This window comes from Bacillus sp. 11B20, assembly GCF_056098985.1.
On record NZ_JBLZWZ010000008.1, the window covers coordinates 56662 to 76230 of the forward strand.

Below are 19569 nucleotides of genomic sequence, written 5' to 3' on the forward strand. Positions count from 1 at the left end.
AAAAAAGTTTCAGTTCTTTTCGAGAAAAAATGCTGAATCATTCCAATAAAAAAACAGTGATTATGCCAAATCACTGTTTTTAAATACCTATTCGTCTTTTGGTGTATCAATCGTTCCCTCGGCATACACATCGGAAATCTGTTCAAGCGTAATCGCCATATCAGCATCTTCGTGTTCATGCCATGCATTTTGATTTTGCTGCTCGTCATTTTGCTGCTTTTTCATCATCATCACCCTTTACTGTTTTTCTTAGTATGAGTGATGACCCTCAAAATCATTCAGCCGAAATATCTTCGAAATACTCCTTGTAATACCCGCCTACTTTACCCGTATTATCAACGACAAACAGGAATTCCTCTGTTTCATTTTTCACTTCATATGTGCTTCCAACCGTTAATGCCCGGTCGACCATATATTTTTTCGCATTTGTATGTACACATTTTACTTGTTTTAACGTTTGAGCTGTTTGCCAGTTTTGATGGATCATGATTTAAAAACTCCTTTTTTCATCTATACATTTATTGTAGCCAAATTTTCGCGAAATGCAATGAGTGTTATGGATTGCTTTCAAACATGTCGTGTAATATGATAATTGTATACGTTTACATTTTTGTGCGTATACTGTTTCGTTGCATGTCCGCTTTTCTCACCTAGAACTCGCAGAAAACAATCCATATCTTTAAGGAGGTTTGTTTATTTATGAGCTCTACAACACTTCAAATTAGTTCAAAACTCGAATCTTTTCTCCAAGGGACGAAAAAACTCTACATTAATGGTCAGTTTGTCACAAGTCACGATAATAAAACCTTTGCTACTCCTAACCCAGCCACAGGCGAAACCCTTATTGATGTATATGAAGCAGGTGAAAAAGATATTGATGAGGCAGTAAAAGCTGCAAAAAAAGCCTTTCATGGTCCTTGGCGCTCAATGTCTGCCGCTGAACGCGCCCGCCTCATGTTCAAGCTTGCTGATTTAATGGAAGAAAATCAAGAAGAGCTTGCACAGCTTGAAACTTTAGATAATGGAAAACCGATTAATGAAACAACAAATGCAGATATCCCCCTCGCTATTGAGCACATGCGCTATTATGCAGGCTGGACGACAAAAATGAATGGACAAACCATTCCTGTCAGTCAAGGATATTTTAATTATACCCGCCATGAGCCGGTTGGCGTTGTAGGACAAATCATCCCATGGAACTTCCCGCTGCTCATGGCCATGTGGAAAATGGGTGCCGCACTTGCAACAGGATGCACCATCGTTTTAAAGCCAGCCGAACAAACTCCACTCTCTGCTCTTTATTTAGCAGAATTAGTGGACAAAGCCGGCTTCCCAGAAGGCGTGATTAACATCGTTCCTGGATTTGGCGAAACAGCCGGAAATGCCTTAACTGAACATCCTGATGTGAACAAGCTTGCCTTCACAGGGTCAACAAGCGTTGGAAAATTAATTATGGAGAAAGCGGCTAAAACTATTAAAAGGGTCACATTAGAGCTTGGCGGAAAATCACCGAATATTATTTTACCTGATGCCGATTTAAAGAAAGCCATTCCAGGTGCTTTAAATGGCGTCATGTTTAACCAAGGCCAAGTATGCTGCGCGGGCTCCAGAGTCTTTGTTCACCGGAGCCAATATGATGAAGTGGTCGATCAAATGGCCAAATATGCAGGATCCCTCAAGCAAGGCGCTGGTCTTCATCAAGATACACAAATTGGACCTCTTGTAAGTAAAGAACAGCACGAACGCGTATTAGGCTATATTGAAAAAGGTAAATCCGAAGGGGCAACAGCCGTTGTCGGTGGCGATTGCCCTTATGAGGCTGGCTATTTCGTCTCCCCTACTATTTTTAAAGATGTAGAAGATGAAATGACCATTGCCAAAGAAGAAATCTTCGGACCTGTTTTATCTGCAATTCCTTACGATTCCATTGATGAAGTGGTCGAACGGGCCAACCAGTCTGAATATGGATTAGCAGCAGGACTTTGGACAGAAAACTTAAAGCATGCCCACGATATTGCTGCACGTCTTGAAGCAGGAACAATTTGGGTCAACTGCTATAATGTCTTTGATGCCGCCTCCCCGTTTGGAGGATATAAGCAATCAGGTCTTGGCAGAGAAATGGGGTCATATGCCCTTAACAACTATACAGAAGTCAAAAGTGTATGGATTAATCTCCAAGACTAATGACGTCAAGAAAGCCTTTGACCCTGTCATCGGCTCAGATCGTTGACAAAGTGCTAAAATGATTTTTATTTTAGCACTTTGTCTTCTTTTCAGCGTGATAGAAAACCTTTGCAGTCTAGGAAGGACGAGCACTGGCGCGGAGCGAATTGACATTCGTGAGCACCAGCGCACAGACCTGACACCGAATGCGAGGGTTTGTCTACACGCTGAGCCGGTGACCCTGTCATCGGCTTTTTTTGTGTTTGCATGTGACAGGCCGGCTCCTGAATATAGTATGAAAGGAAAGGAGCATGGCCGCATATGCAAGATTTTCAATTGAAAGTAAACGAATTTATCGAAGAATTGCACATACAAATGCAGCGAAGACAAAGAGATGATGGCGCCTTTGTTTTCTGCTTTGAAGGTCCTATGATGACAAATGCTTTTTTGATTATGCTGTTAAAGGCTGTCGGTGATTCGGATCAGGCGTTGGTTCATCAATTAGCAGAAGCGATACGCGAAAAACAAAATGAGGATGGGTCTTTTTCTTTGTATCATGATCAAACAGGACATGTAACTGCCACTGTGCAGGGCTATTGCGGAATGCTCGTATCAGGCAGGTTTCAACAAGATGAGCCTCATATGGAAAAAGCAGCGCAATATATACGTTCAAAAGGCGGATTAAAGAACGTTCACTTTATGACAAAGTGGATGCTCGCCGTCAACGGCATGCACCCTTGGCCGTATTTCTATGCACCACTTTCCTTTTTACTCATCCCTACATACTTTCCGCTGCACTTTTATCATCTTAGTGCATATGCAAGAATTCACTTTGTACCAATGATGATCGCACTCAACAAACGATATACCTCTCATGAGAAATTTCCAAGCTTGGCACACCTTGATGCAAACATGTCTAAGAATCCATTTGACTGGTTTATGGCAAGAGAAGAACGTTCCGCTCAACACTTTCTGACTTACATGCGATCGTATACAGCACTCGACAGCCGGCTGGACTTTTTCGGATATGAAGCAGCAAAGCGATATATGTTTGATCGCCTTGAAAAAGATGGCACGCTGTACAGCTATTTAAGTGCCAGTATTTTTATGGTCTATGCACTTATGAGTCTTGGGTACTCCCCTGGACATCATCTCATTTTAAAAGCAGTCAAAGGCATGAAAAAACTAGTTACTGTCTGTCAGGGCAGAATGTATGCAGAAAATTCCACATCCACAGTATGGGATACAGCGCTTGTCAGTTACGCTTTTCAAAAAGCTGGCAAAAAACAAGAAGACCCAGTCATCACTAAGTCTTTCTCATACTTGCTGAACCGGCAGCAAATGAAGAAAGCAGATTGGGCGATTCATAACCAGCATACTGCTCCGGGAGGCTTTGGTTTTTCAGATATCAACACAAATAACCCTGATTGTGATGATACGCAAATTGTCTTAAAAGCCATTCCGCGAACATACGCACCAGTTCAATGGAAACGAGGATTTCATTGGCTTCTTTCCATGCAAAACCGTGACGGCGGATTCTCTGCTTTTGAAAAAAATCAAGATCACTTCCTGCTTCGACATCTGCCGCTTGAATCTGCGGAGGATGCAGCGATCGATCCATCGACTCCCGATATTACAGGCCGGGTGCTTCATCTCATTGGTCTTGAAGAGAAAAACATGTCACCACCCGTTCACAGGCAAAAAGATCAATGTGTCAAGTGGCTCCTAGATCATCAAGAGAAAAATGGATCATGGTTTGGCAGATGGGGTGTTTGCTATATTTATGGAACGTGGGCAGCATTAACAGGACTAAAAGCTGCCGGCATCCCCTCCACCCATCCTGCTGTTCAAAAAGCGTGCCGATTTTTAAAGCAGATTCAACGAGAAGATGGCAGCTTCGGAGAATCGTGTAAAAGTACAGAGGTAAAAACGTATGTCCCCCTCCCGTTTGGCACAGTGGTTCAGACGGCTTGGGCAGCAGAGGCACTTTTACAATATGAGAAGCCAGATGACAAAGCGATTTTAAAAGCTATCTCATTTTTGACCCATCATCAGCACACGAGTGAAGCCTTGCACTATCCAGTAGGCATTGGCCTGCCAAAGCAATTTTACATCACCTATCATAGCTACCCATTTGTCTTTCCCATGATGGCTTGTTCCACATTTTTAGATGAAATGAGGCGTAAGAATGAATAAGGAAGAGTATCGAATGCAGCTCAAAGAGTGGCTTAACTCTATTCAACCCGCGATTCAAGATGACAACATCCGTCAGAAAGTAGACCATTTATGGTTTTCAATGGATGATGAACATTCCAGTGAACAAGAGTGGTACGAACTGGCAGAACGTATTTCTGAGGACATGAAACCACAAGAAGACATGCGAGAGGTAGCAGCCGGAAATCATAAGTTACCTCCTCTCCCTTACCGGTATGATGCACTAGAACCGTTTATTTCAAAGGAGATTATGTATTTGCATCACCAGAAACATCATCAATCATATGTTGATGGTTTGAACCAAGCTGAGCTTGCATTAAAAAATGCAAGAAGAACCAATGATTTCAAAATGATCAAACATTGGGAAAGAGAGCTTGCCTTCAATGGTGCAGGACACTATTTACATTGTATTTTTTGGTTTTCCATGAGTCCTTCAGGAAAACGAAAGCCCACTGGACAAATGCTTCGTCTCATTGAACAATCATTTGACAGCTATGACGCATTTAAATCTCAATTTTCAGCAGCGGCCAAACAAGTAGAGGGTGTCGGCTGGGCCATTCTCGTTTGGGCGCCCAGATCCCAGCGATTAGAGATTTTACAAGCAGAACGCCATCAATTTTTGTCACAATGGGACGTAATCCCTCTTTTAGCCCTTGATGTATGGGAGCACGCCTACTATCTTCAATATCTGAATGAAAAACCGAAATACGTAGATCGTTGGTGGAGTGTAGTTGACTGGCGTGAGCCAGAAGCAAGGCTTAAGCAAGCACAGCAAGTGAAGTGGACCCCTTTTTAAGACGATGCTCCATATAGGCTCATGCTTATATGGGGTGTTTTTAGTTTACATAATTAAATTATTAACACCTTTATAAAGAACGGGTTGTTTTTTCAGAAAATTCGTTTAAAATAGGAAAGATATGTGAGGAAAGTGAGATGAAGCAATGAATGAACATTCTTTTAACCATTAGTCAATTTGCAGGAAGAACCTTCGCAATCTGGGTCATTATCTTTGCATGTCTTGGATTTGCTTTTCCTGACGTATTTTCTCAGATTGGACCGTATATCCCTTTTTTACTAGGAATCATTATGTTTGGGATGGGGCTTACGTTATCAGGTGAAGATTTTAAGGAGCTTTTTCGTAAACCTCTCTATGTGCTAATCGGGGTTTTGGCGCAGTACACACTCATGCCGCTGATCGCCTTTCTATTAGCTTACGGATTACGGCTGCCATCTGAAATTGCAGTAGGCGTTATTCTTGTGGGCTGCTGCCCAGGCGGTACTGCATCCAATGTCATGACCTTTTTAGCAAAAGGCAATATGGCCTTATCCGTAGCGGTCACAACTATATCGACCCTTCTTGCTCCCTTTTTAACGCCTCTTTTTATTTTTATCTTTGCAAGATCATGGTTACCTGTATCACCGGAGGCATTATTTTTGTCGATTGTCCAAGTTGTGCTTATTCCTATTATCTTAGGGGTTATTGTTAAGGTGTTTTTCAAAAAACAAGTAAACTATGCGGTTCAAGCATTGCCGCTTGTATCTGTTGCTGGAATTGTGGTGATCATTGCAGCGGTTGTCAGTGCAAATAAAGAGCAGATTCTTCAATCTGGTTTGCTGATATTGGCCGTTGTCATTTTACATAATGGGCTCGGTCTTTTATTTGGTTACCTGATCGCAAAATGGTGCAAAATGGATATTCCTTCTCAAAGAGCGATTTCGATTGAAGTAGGCATGCAAAACTCCGGGCTTGGTGCAGCCCTTGCAACAGCACATTTCTCACCGCTCGCAGCCGTACCAAGTGCGATTTTTAGTGTGTGGCATAACTTATCTGGTTCCTGGCTTGCGACGTATTGGTCAAAACGAGGACAACCTGACAGTGAAAAGAAAAAAAGCTAGCACCTGTTAAGGTGCTAGCTTTTATAATGGAAGATTATCCTTCAAGCAATAGCTGCTCAGGATCTTCAAGCAGGTTTTTAATCGTAACAAGGAATCCAACTGCTTCTTTACCATCGACAATACGGTGGTCGTAAGAAAGAGCTAAATACATCATCGGACGGTTCTCAAAACGTTCTTCATCAATCGCCACCGGACGAAGCTGAATTTTATGCATTCCTAAAATTCCAACTTGCGGGCTGTTTAAAATCGGTGTTGAAAGCAGAGAACCAAATGTTCCGCCGTTTGTGATCGTAAATGATCCACCTTGTAACTCACTAAGAGCCAATTTGTTATCTCTTGCTTTTTTCGCAAGATGACCAATTTCTTTTTCAATCCCTGCAAATGACAATCTGTCTGCATCACGGACAACTGGTACGACAAGACCTTCGTTTGCAGCAACAGCGATGCCGATGTCATAGAATTTCTTCAAGACAAGCTCATCACCTTGAATTTCTGCGTTAAGCAGCGGATATTTCTTCAGTGCTGCTACAACTGCTTTTGTAAAGAAGGACATGAAGCCAAGCTTGACATCATTTTGTTCTAGGAAGGCATCTTTACGACGCTTTCTTAAATCCATCACAGCTGTCATATCGACTTCATTAAATGTCGTCAGCATCGCAGCCGTTTGTTGAACTTCAACTAAACGTTTTGCAATTGTTTGTCTGCGGCGTGACATTCTTTCACGTTCAACTGGCTTTCCTGGTTGTTCAGTTTGCACCGCCGCATTTGCTTTTGGCGCGGCTTTCGGTGCACTTGCAGGTGCTTCATTCTTTTGATAAGAAGCGACATCCTGCTTTCGTACCCTGCCCAGCGGATCTACGGTTGGAATCTCAGATAAGTCTAATCCCTTCTCTCTCGCTAGTTTTCTAGCTGCAGGAGAAGCGATGGTTCTGCCATTACCAGCTTTCGGCTCTTCTTTCACTGCTTCTTCTTTTTGAGCAGCTGCCGGTTCTTCTTTCGAAGCTGGTGCAGAAGCTTGCTCAGGTGCTGGAGCTGCGGACTCGCTTCCGCCAGCTTCACCTGCTGCAATCGTTCCGATGACCTCTCCAACTTGTACAGTGTCACCAGAATCTTTGAGCACTTCTTTTAATACACCAGATTCTTCAGCAGTCAGTTCGACATTGACTTTATCTGTTTCAAGTTCCAGCAGGTACTCCCCCTGCTCCACATAATCGCCCGGCTGCTTTAGCCATTGAGCAATCGTTCCTTCCGAGATTGATTCCGCTAATTCAGGTACTTTAATTTCCGCCATTTTTCATTTCCCCCTTAGTTTTTGCGAGTCAAGCTATCAGATACAATTCGTTCTTGTTCTTTTTTATGCACAGTTGGATCACCCTCAGCCGTACTTGAACGTCTTCTTCGGCCGATGTAACGTACTTTTACTTTTTCAGGCGCAATTTCACGTAAATATGGCTCAATGTATCCCCAAGCTCCCATATTTTGCGGTTCTTCTTGCACCCATACGATTTCTTCTAAGTTTGTCAGCTTTGTTAAAATTCCTTTAATATCTTTGGCTGGGAACGGATACAGCTGTTCCACTCTTGCAACGTGAAGCCAATCTTTCGGCTCTTCCATTTGAGTAAAACGATCACTAATATCAATGGATACCTTCCCGCTAGATAGCACGAGACGCGATACTTTTTCGTGATCATGTACAAGACCTGGCTGTTCAAGAACTGGACGGAACTGTCCATCCGTTAATTCTTGGACCTCAGACAATGTGTTCGGGTTACGAAGCAGACTCTTCGGTGTCATAATGACAAGCGGACGAATCTCTTCACGAAGCAGCATTTTCGCCTGTCTTCTAAGAATATGGAAATATTGCGCTGCACTTGTCAGATTCGCAACTGTCCAGTTATTCTCAGCAGCTGATTGCAGGAAGCGCTCTGTTCTTCCACTTGAATGCTCAGGACCTTGTCCTTCATATCCATGAGGCAGCAGCATCACTAAACCTGATTTTTGTCCCCATTTTGCACGGCCAGCTGAGATAAATTGATCGAAATACACTTGAGCCGCATTTGCGAAGTCTCCGAATTGAGCTTCCCAAATCACTAACGTTTCAGGAGAATAGACATTATAACCATATTCAAATCCGATGACTGAGCCTTCTGACAGTGGACTGTTATGAACAGTAAACGATGCATTTGCATCACTCAGTTCATGAAGAGCAATAAATTCATCACCCGTTTGACTGTCGTGAAGCACAAGGTTTCTTTGAGCGAAAGTACCACGCTCTGAATCCTGTCCGGTCATTCGAATTGGCGTACCGTCTTTTAATATAGATGCAAATGCGAGTGCTTCCCCAAGTGACCATTCTACTTTACGGTCATCTGTAAACACTTTTGCACGTTTTTCAAGGATCCGCTTCAGCTTACCAAATACTTGGAAATCATTCGGCCAGCTGATCAATTCTTCATTCAGCTTTCGCAATACATCAAATTCTACTGATGTATCCACTGCTGGGAAGCCGTTTGATACAGGCTCTGGCAGTTCGATTTCTTGAATCGTATGCTCTTTCTTTGAAGGCACCTTTTTATAGGCTTCTTCTATTTTTGCCGTCACAGCCTGCTCGATTTCTTCACGCTGCTCTTTTGTCAAAAGACCTTCTGAGACAAGTTTATCTGCAAAGATATTCTTGACCGTTTTGTGCTTTCTGACCGCATCGTACAGCATTGGCTGAGTTGTAGAAGGCTCATCCATTTCGTTATGACCGTATCTGCGGTAGCCGATCAAGTCAATAAGGAAATCCTTCTTGAAACGTTTGCGGTATTCTACAGCTAGCTGAACAGCCGCTAAACACGCTTCTGGATCATCTGCATTGACGTGAACAATAGGAATCTCAAACCCTTTTGCAAGGTCACTTGCATATTTCGTCGAACGAGATTCATTGCTTTCCGTTGTAAACCCGATCATATTGTTGGCAATAATATGGATGGTTCCGCCCACTTGATAGCCTACAAGTTGACTTAAATTTAATGTTTCTGCCACAATTCCTTCTCCAGGGAATGCTGCATCCCCATGAATTAAGATGGCTAACGCTTTTTCAACGTCTTGAACTGGATAGCCTTTTTGAGTACGTGATTCCTGAGCAGCACGCGTGCTTCCTTCAATGATTGGATCAATGAACTCCAAGTGACTTGGGTTATTAGCAAGCGTGACTCTCGCACTCTTTGTATCTTCGTCTTTGATTTGACGGTCAGCTCCAAGATGGTACTTAACATCCCCTGTCCATCCATAGCTGATGCCGATAGAGCCTTCTGATGGAACAAGCTCTTTATTTGGCGCATGCTGGAATTCTGAGAAAATGATCTCATATGGCTTCCCTAACACATGTGCTAATACATTTAAACGGCCTCTGTGTGCCATTCCAATGTTAATATTTGAAGTCCCTTGTGTAACGGACTCTGAAATAATTTCATCAAGTACTGGGACAAGTGCGTCTAAACCTTCTATAGAAAAGCGCTTTTGCCCAACAAATGTTTTATGAAGAAACTGCTCGAACTGCTCAACTTCTGTTAATCTCTTGAATACAGAAACTAGTTTATCTGATGGTTTTTTCTTAAATAGTTCACCAGACTCGATTGATTTTGAGAGCCAGTTTCGCTCTTCGAAGTCATGTACGTGATCAAACTCAAATGAAATGGTACGCTTATACGTATTTCTCAAATGGTTAATGGCTTCTATGCCGTTTGAAATGTGTTTTGGTGCATCCGGACTAATAATAGATATCGGAATATTCTTGACATCTTCTTCTGTTAAACCGTACTCCTTTAAAGGAAACAGTTCTTGTAATTCCTTTTCTTTGCGAAGAGGATTGACGGAAGCATTTAAATGGCCATACGTTCTGATGTCTTCTGCCAGTTTAACGACTGATGCTATCTTTTGGATTTGTTCAGAAGTAACTACGCTATTTTCTTTTTTCCCAATTTCCTCCTTCATTTCACTCGGTGGTGCACCAAGTTCATCAAATATGCCTCTTAGATCTTCATCAACACTAGTAGGATCCTGGACATACTGATCGTAGAGCTCGAGCACATAGCCGAGGTTCGGACCATGAAATTCTTCCCAACTCAACGGTTGTTTCACATCATTTTGAAACATTTTGAACACTACCCCCAACTTTGATCATCAAGTGATTGAACACTATCTCGATATAACTTCCAGAACACAATGACCAAATTTATGTAATAAAACGCTTCCAATAATATTCTACCACTGTTTTGGATTACTTTCTACATTCTTTGTTCAATTAAAGATAAAAAATTCACAGAAAAACAAAAAATTTAAATCATTCCGAAAAATAATTTAAAGAAAGGGGCAAAACCTTATGCCCCAATGCTTTTATGCAGCAGTTTCTTCAGTAGTGGATATAAAACATCTGGCAATGTATCGACATCTGGTACAAAAATGCTGAACTTGCCATACATATCTTGAATGGTTTTCATCTGTGCTTCTTCTATCGGCGAATTGGATAAAAACACATTGATCACTTCAATGCCCTTTTTCCTCGCTTCAAGAACTGCTTCATGCGTATCGACAATCCCATTTTGTTCGTAGCTGAACGCAGCTGGCTCTCCGTCTGAAAAGACAATCAGAAACTTTTGCTCTTCTCTTCGCTTTAAAATCATCTTTGTCATTTGACGAATCGCATAACCATCCCGGTTATCCTCTTCTGGCTCAAGAGACATAATAGAAGGCCCTGCATCAAATAAAGAATCTTTGAACGACACGACTGTGTTGAAGTAGTTTGGCTGACTTGTTTCTGTTGCGTCGTTTGTATCTTCCCAAAACCCAACAATTTGATGTGGGACTTGTACGGATTTTAACGCTTCATGAAATAGAACAATGCCTTTTTTCGTCTCGTCCATCTTGTCAAACATGCTCGCTGAACAGTCTACTAATAAGGTGAAAACAGCATCAATCTGAGAAGACGGTGCTTGTTTTTTATAGAAAAGACGCGGATTAGACTCTGTAAAGTAGCGAATCAGCTTTTTGCTGAGACGTCCCGCATGAAGGTCCGTTTTAGGCCAAGATTTTTTATGTTCAAGAGTTTTTTGGATCATTTGTTTTAAGCGTTTTTGGTAAGGCTCAATTTCCTTCGCATGCTGCTTGTATACATTGATTTGTTCTGGCATAGGCGGATCTGGTGAAATCATGACTGGAAACGCATATTTGTTCTCTTTTCCATTTTCATGACCGTCTGCTCCGCTTTCTTCACCTTCAGCCTCTTCCAGCGCCTCAAGCTTTGAATAATCTTTTCGGTGTGTTTGCTTTGCAGAGCCTTGTACAGTTCCGAGTGCCTGATCTCCGTCATCGCCTTCTCTTGCTGCATCCTTACCAAGATCACTTTTACCGCCATGCTCTAAATCAAATTGAAGGAAGCTTTTTGATGGCGCTTCGGTTTCTCGATGCCATACTTCCATGTACTCTTGGTGAATGTCTTCATCGCCTTCTTTTTCCCGGTCGACTTTGATGTCCTCACTTAATTTAGGTTTTCTTTTTAAGTCATGGAACAGTGGTTCTTTTGCCGCTTGTTCATAGTCCAATTCAGGGAAGAAAAAGTACGTATTCAGCATGTCCTTTTCAAGCAGCTCATCAAAGCCTTCCATCAATTCTTTGACAATAGCTGCAATGTCTGCTGTTGAACCCGCATCATACACACGTTCAAGACTTGACTCAATAAACGGAATCATCGGATTGATCTGCTCATGAAGAGGCGGAATCTCTTCGAGCGGAGAATCAGCTGTCAGCTTCACATAAATCGCACAAAAGAGTGCATCCGTTAAAATGCTTCGTTCCTGGTTAATCGTTAATTGTGTCTTAAAGTGACGCCGGTACAGCTCTCTTCTTCGTTTAAATACCTTTTTTGTTCCTGGGCGGCCATGTTTAATCCGCTCTTCAATCCGGATATCTTCAAACAGCATAAACAATTGTTTACATATATCAGGAATGGATAATGTATGCGCATAGCGAACGATCTCCTGAAATACAGTAAGATCACTATAAACGGTCCCTACTGCACGAAGGAACACATCACTTTTCAGCCCTGCTAGCATATCTTCTTGTTTACGATCATCCCAAAAATGACTGATAAAAATTTTCTTTTCAAACGGTTCATAGTAGGACTGCACACCGTATTCAAGCTCGACATCATCACTTTTTGCTAACGTTTTAGCTAAATCCGTTAATTCCATAAATAGAAATGAATCGATTCTGCTGTCATTAAATTTGATAAATTTCACAAGTCAGAACCTCACTCGAATAATGTTTGGGCGATATTTCTTACCGCTGCTTTTTCCCGGTCATCTTCCAGTTTTTCAACAATCCCTCGTTCAACGGCACGAAGCGGCGGGATGTATTGCGCAAGATCACAAGTATCTAGGAGCGCGCGGATGGATGCTGCTTCTTCACTCACCTGTCCGTTATGAGCTTGTGTAATAAGGTCTGATGAGAGCTGAACGAATTGATCAATTAACCGCTCATCCTTTAAAACAGATTGAGATTGCAGCACATCTTTCAGGATACCGCCGCCGATATATGGAACGTCAATGACAACAAATCGGTTTTTTAACGCTTCATTTAGAGGCACTGTGCCGACATACCCTTCATTGATTGCCGCAATGACGCCAAAGCCTTCCTCTGCTCGAACAACCTCACCTGTAAATGGGTTTGTCATCATTTTTCTGTAGTCGAGTACACCATTTAAAATAGGAAGTGTTTCTGGCTTCGCCATGTTAATTTCATCAATATATAAAAGATGGCCTTTTTTCATTGCTTTTGTCACAGGTCCTTCGATGAATTCAATCGAAGCCACCTGACCATCATTATGAATGGTTTTATAGCCAATCAAGCTTTCTGCATCAAGATCAACCGAGCAGTTCACACTGTGCATCGGCTGCTGAAAGAAAGCGGATAATGTTTCTGCTAGTTTTGTTTTACCTGAGCCGGTCGGCCCCTTTAAAAGAACGTTTTTTCCTAGTGCTAATGCAATCATGGCATCTTGAATGATAGAAGTATCCTGTGATTCATAGCCGCCTGTTCCAATAAGTGGACGAAATTCTTCTTCCAGCCCTTTTGCTTTTGCTTCAATCATTGCTTGAATTTCTTCTGGGAGTGATTGTTCGTTAAACATGTATGATTAATTCCTCTCTTCGATCATTTTCCTCACCAAGTATACTAAAAAAACCTTTATGCACTCAATACATAAAGGTTAGACTTCTGTTATTTTACCATTTCTTTTGTCATTGAACCGCAAGCGATGCGTTTCCCTGAGTTTCCAGAAGGGTTACTTAAATAATCATCTGCTTCTGCATGAATGATAAAGCTTCGCCCATTTTGATCGATTAATTGATTTGGGCCTCCCTTTAACGTCACATCTGGTACGTTCACGACAACATCGATTTGTCCATCTGCCCCTACCTCTAAATTAGGCATATCTCCAGCATGGTGCCCTTTTGGATTGTCAAAACCATGTTCTCTATGGGTTGGATTAAAGTGAGCTCCGGCCGTTTCAAAATCTGGCGTTTCACATATTCCTGTTTCATGAATATGAAAACCGTGAGGACCTGGCGGCAGCCCTTTCGCTTTCACATGCAAATCAAGCCCATTTTCTGAGGATTCTCTGATTTCAATGCTTCCTATTTTTTGCCCGCTTTCGTTTATGAGTGACGCCGTGACTGGTGATTGTTTAGGTGCGGCAACTTCGCTTGTTTCTTCTGTCATTTCTTTTTTCGGCGGTGCATGACATGCTGACGCAGTAAAGACCAAACATATTATGATCATCCACACTGACTTTTTCATTTATGACTGCCCCCTTTTGTTATCAGTATGGACAATCACAGCAGCGGGCAAACAAAAAAAGCCGAAAATCGGCTTTTTTTAGAAGAAACGTTTTGCACCTAAGTAGGCTTTTTTCCAATATGGGTTGCTTAGGTTCGAGATCCCTACTCCATTGTCACTTGCATGAAGGAAATCTCCCCCGCCAAGGTATAGTCCCATATGAGAAGGGCCCGCTTTATACGTTGTAAAATAAACAAAATCTCCAACTTGTGGTGTGCTAACAGAAGTCATCATATTCCAGTAGCCTGCTGTGCTTAGTCTGGATACAGATGAAACTTTGTTAATGAGATAGTAAACAAAGCCGCTGCAGTCAAATCCTGCTGGAGTATTACCACCCCATCTGTAAGGAACGCCTGTCAGCTTTTTCCCCTCTTGGATCATTGTCGTGATCTTTGCGTTCATTGGTACATCGTTTTTGTTATTGTTGACCGGAGTTGTTGAACCGTTAGATGTAGAACCGTTCGATCCAGTTGAGCCGGAAGCTGCACCATTAATTTTTAATACTTGTCCAATTCTAAGCACATCACTTTTCAAGCTGTTGGCTGTGCGGATGGATTGAACCTGTACTTTGAATTGATTCGCAATTTTCCATAACGAATCGCCTGATTTTACAGTATAAGATGTTGTTTTCCCGCTAGAAGACTGGTTACTGTTTGAATTGCTTGGTTTAGTAGGTTTTGACTGACTTGGTTTTGATGCAGCCGTCCCTTTTACTTTCAATACTTGATTCGGATAAATCATATCAGATTTTAATCCGTTCAATGTTTTGATTTCACCAATCGACATATTTAGCGAATTCGCAATTTTCCAAAGAGAATCCCCTAATTTAACCTTGTATGTACTTGAAGACGATGAACTATTTGAGTTCGTTGTCTTATTGCTTGAGCTGGAATTTGAAGATGAGTTTGAATTTGATGACTGGCTTCCGCTCGTCTTCGTGCTGCCAGATACCTTTAGCTTTTGACCAGGACGAATCAAGTCGCTGTTTAAGCTGTTTAGGCTTTTTAAGCTCGCAACTGACATTTTATGATTTTTTGCAATCAGCCATAAAGAATCTCCAAGCTTTACAGTGTAGCTGGAAGTCGTTGAAGCACTTGATTTCTTCGTTGCTTTTGATCCTGTTGATGAACTGGATTTCTTGCTTTTTTCGCCAGGAATTTTCAAGCTTTGTCCTGCAAAAATCATTGTCGTTTTTAATTGATTAAGAGATTGAAGCTCCGAAATACTTGTATTGTACTGTTCGGCAATCTTCCAAAGTGAGTCACCGCTTTTCACCTTGATCGTCTGTGCTTCTGCCGGTGCAGCAAACACAGCTGAGCCAGCGATCGCTGAAACTGTGAGGCCGGTTACTACTTTTTTCTTCATAAAGAAATCTCCGCCTTTCGTAATTTGGTTCATCAAGACTTATGTACTAGTTTCGAGTTTAGCATTTAATGGTTCTGCTTCTCTTGCACTATTTTATCTTTATTTCTATTATATTACTCGACATGAAGACGTTGGGCAATAACAAATAGGCTAAAGCAGCCAACTCAAAATGCTAAAAAACAAAGCCATATCGTTTCTATCGGCTGTTTGTTTTATTTATAAACATTTTTTAAGGAATTTTTAAGTTGACGTTTAGAAATTTGTCAAAACAAGCACGCTGCTAGTTTCATAGTTCTATTCTACATGACAAATTTTTCTGTATCAAATGACTTTTTGCTTAATTGGCTATTTTTTCTCCACAAATAAAAAAGCATCCTTCCGAATGAAGAATGCAGCGTTCGTTTTTATTTTCTTATTTCCGGATCTTTTACGGTAAGCGGATAAAGCACGCCTTCTTTCGCAAACGACATTTTCCCCGTTTCTTCTGATACGACAAGAACAAGTGCATCGGTCATACCAGAGAGTCCGATAGCTGCTCTATGCCTTGTGCCGAGCGACGGGCTCACTTTTTTTGATGTAAGCGGCAGCACGTTTGCAGCAGAAACAAGTGTATTTTCTTTGACTAAAAGAGCCCCATCATGAAGTGGATTTCCCGGGTAAAAAATGCTTTCTATTAAGGAAGCACTAATTTTCGCATGAAGATTTGTCCCTTTTTGAATAAAATCCTCAACCTCATCCCTTCTTTGGATCACAATGAGTGCGCCATGCTTTTGTTTTGATAAATGCTCAATGGCTAAAGAAAATTGAGCAAATCCTGGTGTGAATTCTTCCATATACGCTTGTAAATAAAACGACGAAGCCTCTGCATGCATTTCATTAAACTGATCATGCAATGATTCGAGATCACAAAGTAAGCACTGCTCTGTTTCATCAAGAGAATCAATGATGTCACTTGCATCCTTCATAATGTTCATCAAGTGTGTTCTCATTCCTGCTTTAAATATGACTTCTTCGTTCGTCCGGTGGATCATCTGACCTTTTCCCTCCTTCTTTCGCTTGTTGTTATAAAATAGCAAATTGTGCACATTCTATTTGTATGGAGGTGAGCTTAATATGACCATTCAGAAAATCATCCAATATGCTTGCAGCATTTTAGGTGTTGTCAGTCTTTCTTTTATTTATGCCCAAATGTTTAAAAAAACGAAGCCATCTAAGAAAAATAATCCGACGGAGAATTGATTTTTTTACATAGCATGATATAATTCCTCTCGTTATTTCTGTTCAGAGAGGAACTTATGATGAGAGAAACGAATAGCATTCGAGCAAAGCTGACACTATTTTTAACCATTTTGATTCCGATTTTAATCACCCAAGCAGGTCTTTCACTTATTACCTTTTTAGATACGGTGATGTCTGGAAAAGTAAGTGCAGAAGACCTTGCGGGTGTTGCGATCGGTTCTAGTATTTGGACACCTGTTTATACAGGACTTGCCGGTATTTTAATGGCCGTTACTCCAATTGTGGCTCAGCTGATGGGGGCTGGGCATAAAGAAGATGTTCCCCGGGCTGTCTTTCAGGCGATCTATTTGTCCTTTCTTTTAAGTATCGCTGTGATTGTCATTGGTACGATCAGCGTTCCTTATATACTCGGAGGACTTGGACTCGAGCAATCTGTAGAGGATATTGCCCGGCATTTTCTCAGCTTTCTTGCGTTTGGCATCATCCCGCTGTTTGGTTATTCGGTGCTAAGGTCATTTATTGATGCGCTAGGGAAAACACGTGTGACGATGTTCATCACGCTCACAGCTCTTCCTATTAACTTTGTTTTAAATTACGTATTGATTTTTGGGAATTTTGGCTTTCCAAAGCTTGGCGGTGCGGGTGCCGGCCTTGCATCTGCAATGACGTATTGGGCGATTTTCATCATGAGTATTTGTATTGTCATTAAAGCAGAGCCATTCGCCTCATTTCGTTTGTTTCAAAAACTGCCTCGAATGAATATCTCCCGTGTAGGGCAAATACTGAAAATTGGCCTTCCTATCGGGTTTGCGATCTTTTTTGAAACGAGTATCTTTGCAGCAGTGACGCTTTTAATGGGTCACTTTGATACCATTACAATCGCCAGTCACCAAGCAGCGATGAACTTTGCTTCTATTCTTTATATTTTACCGCTTAGTATCTCTATGGCTTTAACGATCGTTGTTGGGTTTGAAGCGGGGGCTAAGAGATATAAAGACGCGCAAAGCTACAGCTATATCGGCATTGGTACGGCGGTATTATTCTCTTTATGTACGGCCGCACTTATTTTGTTATTCAGACCTGAGATCGCTGGTTTATATACAGCTGAATCAGCTGTTTTACAAATGACACAGCACTTTTTGATTTACGCGATCTTCTTCCAGCTGTCAGATGCGATTGCTGCACCCATTCAAGGGGCTCTGCGCGGCTATAAAGACGTGAATTATACGCTGATTGCTGCTTTTGTCTCTTACTGGGTCATCGGTCTTCCTGCCGGTTACCTCATTGGCACATATACCTCCTTTGGTGCGTTTGGTTATTGGATTGGGCTGATTGCCGGGCTTGCCGCAGGTGCCATCGTCCTCTTTATCCGTCTTAGGTTGATTCAAAAACGTCAACTTCGATATGTATCGAATCACTAAATACAAAAAAAGCAGCTGATATTTGTCAGCTGCTTTTGCGTTTAATCATTCCATTGGTACGTCCAGAAAATTTCTTCATCAAACCATTTTTGGACGACTGGTTCTTTGTTTTTCAGTTTTTGTTCCAGTTCTCTCAGCATGCCTTCTGTTTGCGTTCTATGCGCTCTCAGTGCATTTAATTTGATATCTGCAACATCTGTAATATCAATGACAATATCCGCATTTCCAAGCACTTCTTCTCTATTTTTCGTAATGGCCATGCAGTATGTGACAGGCCGGTCTTCTTTTTTCTTGCGGTATAGAGCACGAATGACAGCTTCGCCTGTCGCATCATGATCAGGGTGTACACCGTGTCCTGGATAAAACGTCACAATGAGCGTCGGTTTGACTTCATCAATGATGGATTCCATCACATCTGCCAAATACTCGTCGTCTTCAAATTCCAATGTTTTATCACGCAAGCCAAGCATACGTAAGTCTGTGATATCCATTTCTTTGCAGGCATTGATTAATTCCTGTTTTCTTAATTCCGGAAGTGTTTCACGGTTAGCATATGTTGGGCTTCCCATATTTCTGCCCATTTCCCCAAGTGTCCCGCATGCATACGTGACGGGAATTCCGCGTTTTCTGCTTTGTGCAATGAGACCTGCAACCCCAAAGGATTCATCATCGGGGTGAGGCAGCATCACTAGTACATGTTCGTTCATGACTCGTCACCCTTTCTTCTACACCTGAAATGGTGTTTCACTAATTTGTAATGAGATCGCTAGTTTCCCGTCTGGCAAGTGCCCAGCTAAAAGGAGGCGGCCTTGGTCATCAAACACATAATCGGTTAATCCTTCTGCGTAAATCCAGCCGTCTTCTGTTTTCATTCCAACACGGTATGGACCTTGTCCTTTTATTTTCGCCTGTGAATAGACGACTTTCGCGTTGCGGATATACGCCACAACCGTCATATTTTGTTCGTTTACATGAGCTGAATAAGAACCAGTTGTCGTTTCAAGATGAACGAAGACTGGACGATTTAAAAACGATTCAAGATGTGCTGTGACATCTTCCGTTTGAATTGGTTTCATGAGTGGTTCCTTCCTTCATTTTGAATTAATTCTCGCAGCTTTTTTGTATGTAAGCTGATCAGCTGCAGCTGATGATCATGCTTAAGCTCACTTTCTAAAATTCTCTCCACAGCAAGCACATACTTTTGGTGTAATGATTTCCTCGCCCTCGGATGAGTTCGTGCATCAAGTAAATCATCACATATGGCCTCGTGTAAAGAAGACATATCATCAACATCAAGCTGACGATTTTTCCATAAAGATTGATAGGCGGCTGCAAGCTCATGAGCTGACGACATATGATCACCTCTACAGTTTTGGTAACAACTTATTATGAC

Annotated in this window: 18 protein-coding genes; 6 read left to right on the forward strand and 12 right to left on the reverse strand. The window is 41.7% G+C overall.

The features are described from left to right. Positions 1 to 87: 87 nt before the first annotated feature. Positions 88 to 225, reverse strand: coding sequence for a YozQ family protein (locus ACN6NB_RS09415; RefSeq protein WP_080967843.1), 138 nt, complete (start codon positions 223 to 225; stop codon positions 88 to 90). A gap of 49 nt (positions 226 to 274) precedes the next feature. Then, positions 275 to 487 (reverse strand): DUF6501 family protein, encoded by a 213-nt coding sequence (locus ACN6NB_RS09420; RefSeq protein ID WP_024422683.1) that lies wholly within the window; start codon positions 485 to 487, stop codon positions 275 to 277. Between the two features lie 212 nt (positions 488 to 699). On the opposite strand from ACN6NB_RS09420, the gene ACN6NB_RS09425 reads away from it, so the two are divergent. From ACN6NB_RS09425 to ACN6NB_RS09440, 4 genes are all read left to right on the forward strand, one after another. Continuing rightward, positions 700 to 2184, forward strand: coding sequence for an aldehyde dehydrogenase family protein (locus tag ACN6NB_RS09425; protein WP_039179283.1), 1485 nt, complete (start codon positions 700 to 702; stop codon positions 2182 to 2184). A gap of 300 nt (positions 2185 to 2484) precedes the next feature. Beyond that, complete coding sequence (locus ACN6NB_RS09430; RefSeq protein ID WP_474253331.1) at positions 2485 to 4359, forward strand: terpene cyclase/mutase family protein; 1875 nt, start codon at positions 2485 to 2487, stop codon at positions 4357 to 4359. Beyond that, complete coding sequence (locus tag ACN6NB_RS09435) at positions 4352 to 5173, forward strand: superoxide dismutase (protein ID WP_058838920.1); 822 nt, start codon at positions 4352 to 4354, stop codon at positions 5171 to 5173. The genes ACN6NB_RS09430 and ACN6NB_RS09435 overlap by 8 nt, the downstream gene beginning before the upstream one ends. 149 nt (positions 5174 to 5322) lie before the next feature. Further along, positions 5323 to 6273, forward strand: a complete 951-nt coding sequence (locus ACN6NB_RS09440) for a bile acid:sodium symporter family protein (protein ID WP_039179291.1) — start codon at positions 5323 to 5325, stop codon at positions 6271 to 6273. Between the two features lie 34 nt (positions 6274 to 6307). Here the strand turns inward: ACN6NB_RS09440 and odhB are convergent, their stop codons facing one another. The 7 genes from odhB to cdaS form a co-directional block, all read right to left on the reverse strand. Then, positions 6308 to 7564, reverse strand: a complete 1257-nt coding sequence (gene odhB, locus ACN6NB_RS09445) for a 2-oxoglutarate dehydrogenase complex dihydrolipoyllysine-residue succinyltransferase (RefSeq protein ID WP_039179294.1) — start codon at positions 7562 to 7564, stop codon at positions 6308 to 6310. A 14-nt stretch (positions 7565 to 7578) separates the two neighbouring features. Further along, entirely contained in the window at positions 7579 to 10413 is a 2835-nt protein-coding gene (sucA, locus tag ACN6NB_RS09450; RefSeq protein ID WP_039179296.1) for a 2-oxoglutarate dehydrogenase E1 component, read from the reverse strand. Positions 10414 to 10637: 224 nt separating this feature from the next. Then, positions 10638 to 12554 (reverse strand): vWA domain-containing protein, encoded by a 1917-nt coding sequence (locus ACN6NB_RS09455; RefSeq protein WP_059375531.1) that lies wholly within the window; start codon positions 12552 to 12554, stop codon positions 10638 to 10640. Positions 12555 to 12565: 11 nt separating this feature from the next. Then, the gene (locus ACN6NB_RS09460; protein ID WP_024422689.1) at positions 12566 to 13444 is read right to left on the reverse strand and encodes an ATP-binding protein; all 879 of its coding nucleotides are present in this window, start codon (positions 13442 to 13444) and stop codon (positions 12566 to 12568) included. An 89-nt stretch (positions 13445 to 13533) separates the two neighbouring features. Beyond that, positions 13534 to 14112 (reverse strand): superoxide dismutase family protein, encoded by a 579-nt coding sequence (locus ACN6NB_RS09465; RefSeq protein ID WP_106025060.1) that lies wholly within the window; start codon positions 14110 to 14112, stop codon positions 13534 to 13536. Positions 14113 to 14190: 78 nt separating this feature from the next. After that, positions 14191 to 15516, reverse strand: a complete 1326-nt coding sequence (locus tag ACN6NB_RS09470; protein WP_142394572.1) for a C40 family peptidase — start codon at positions 15514 to 15516, stop codon at positions 14191 to 14193. A gap of 404 nt (positions 15517 to 15920) precedes the next feature. Continuing rightward, positions 15921 to 16547: a sporulation-specific diadenylate cyclase CdaS gene (gene cdaS, locus ACN6NB_RS09475; RefSeq protein ID WP_039179307.1), complete on the reverse strand. Its 627-nt coding sequence runs from the start codon at positions 16545 to 16547 to the stop codon at positions 15921 to 15923. Between the two features lie 82 nt (positions 16548 to 16629). On the opposite strand from cdaS, the gene ACN6NB_RS09480 reads away from it, so the two are divergent. Continuing rightward, positions 16630 to 16755 (forward strand): hypothetical protein, encoded by a 126-nt coding sequence (locus ACN6NB_RS09480; RefSeq protein ID WP_008359993.1) that lies wholly within the window; start codon positions 16630 to 16632, stop codon positions 16753 to 16755. 59 nt (positions 16756 to 16814) lie between these two features. Next, positions 16815 to 18176: an MATE family efflux transporter gene (locus tag ACN6NB_RS09485; RefSeq protein WP_064497477.1), complete on the forward strand. Its 1362-nt coding sequence runs from the start codon at positions 16815 to 16817 to the stop codon at positions 18174 to 18176. A 41-nt stretch (positions 18177 to 18217) separates the two neighbouring features. Here the strand turns inward: ACN6NB_RS09485 and bshB2 are convergent, their stop codons facing one another. From bshB2 to ACN6NB_RS09500, 3 genes are read right to left on the reverse strand one after another with little or no spacing between them, the layout of a single operon-like run. Next, positions 18218 to 18883 carry a bacillithiol biosynthesis deacetylase BshB2 gene (gene bshB2, locus ACN6NB_RS09490; RefSeq protein WP_039179311.1) on the reverse strand — a complete coding sequence of 222 codons (666 nt, stop codon included), beginning with the start codon at positions 18881 to 18883 and terminating at the stop codon, positions 18218 to 18220. A gap of 18 nt (positions 18884 to 18901) precedes the next feature. After that, positions 18902 to 19252, reverse strand: a complete 351-nt coding sequence (locus ACN6NB_RS09495) for a YojF family protein (protein ID WP_008359999.1) — start codon at positions 19250 to 19252, stop codon at positions 18902 to 18904. After that, a complete protein-coding gene (locus ACN6NB_RS09500; protein ID WP_024428326.1) occupies positions 19249 to 19530 on the reverse strand; it encodes a hypothetical protein in 282 nt (93 codons plus the stop codon). The genes ACN6NB_RS09495 and ACN6NB_RS09500 overlap by 4 nt, the downstream gene beginning before the upstream one ends. Positions 19531 to 19569 lie beyond the last annotated feature (39 nt).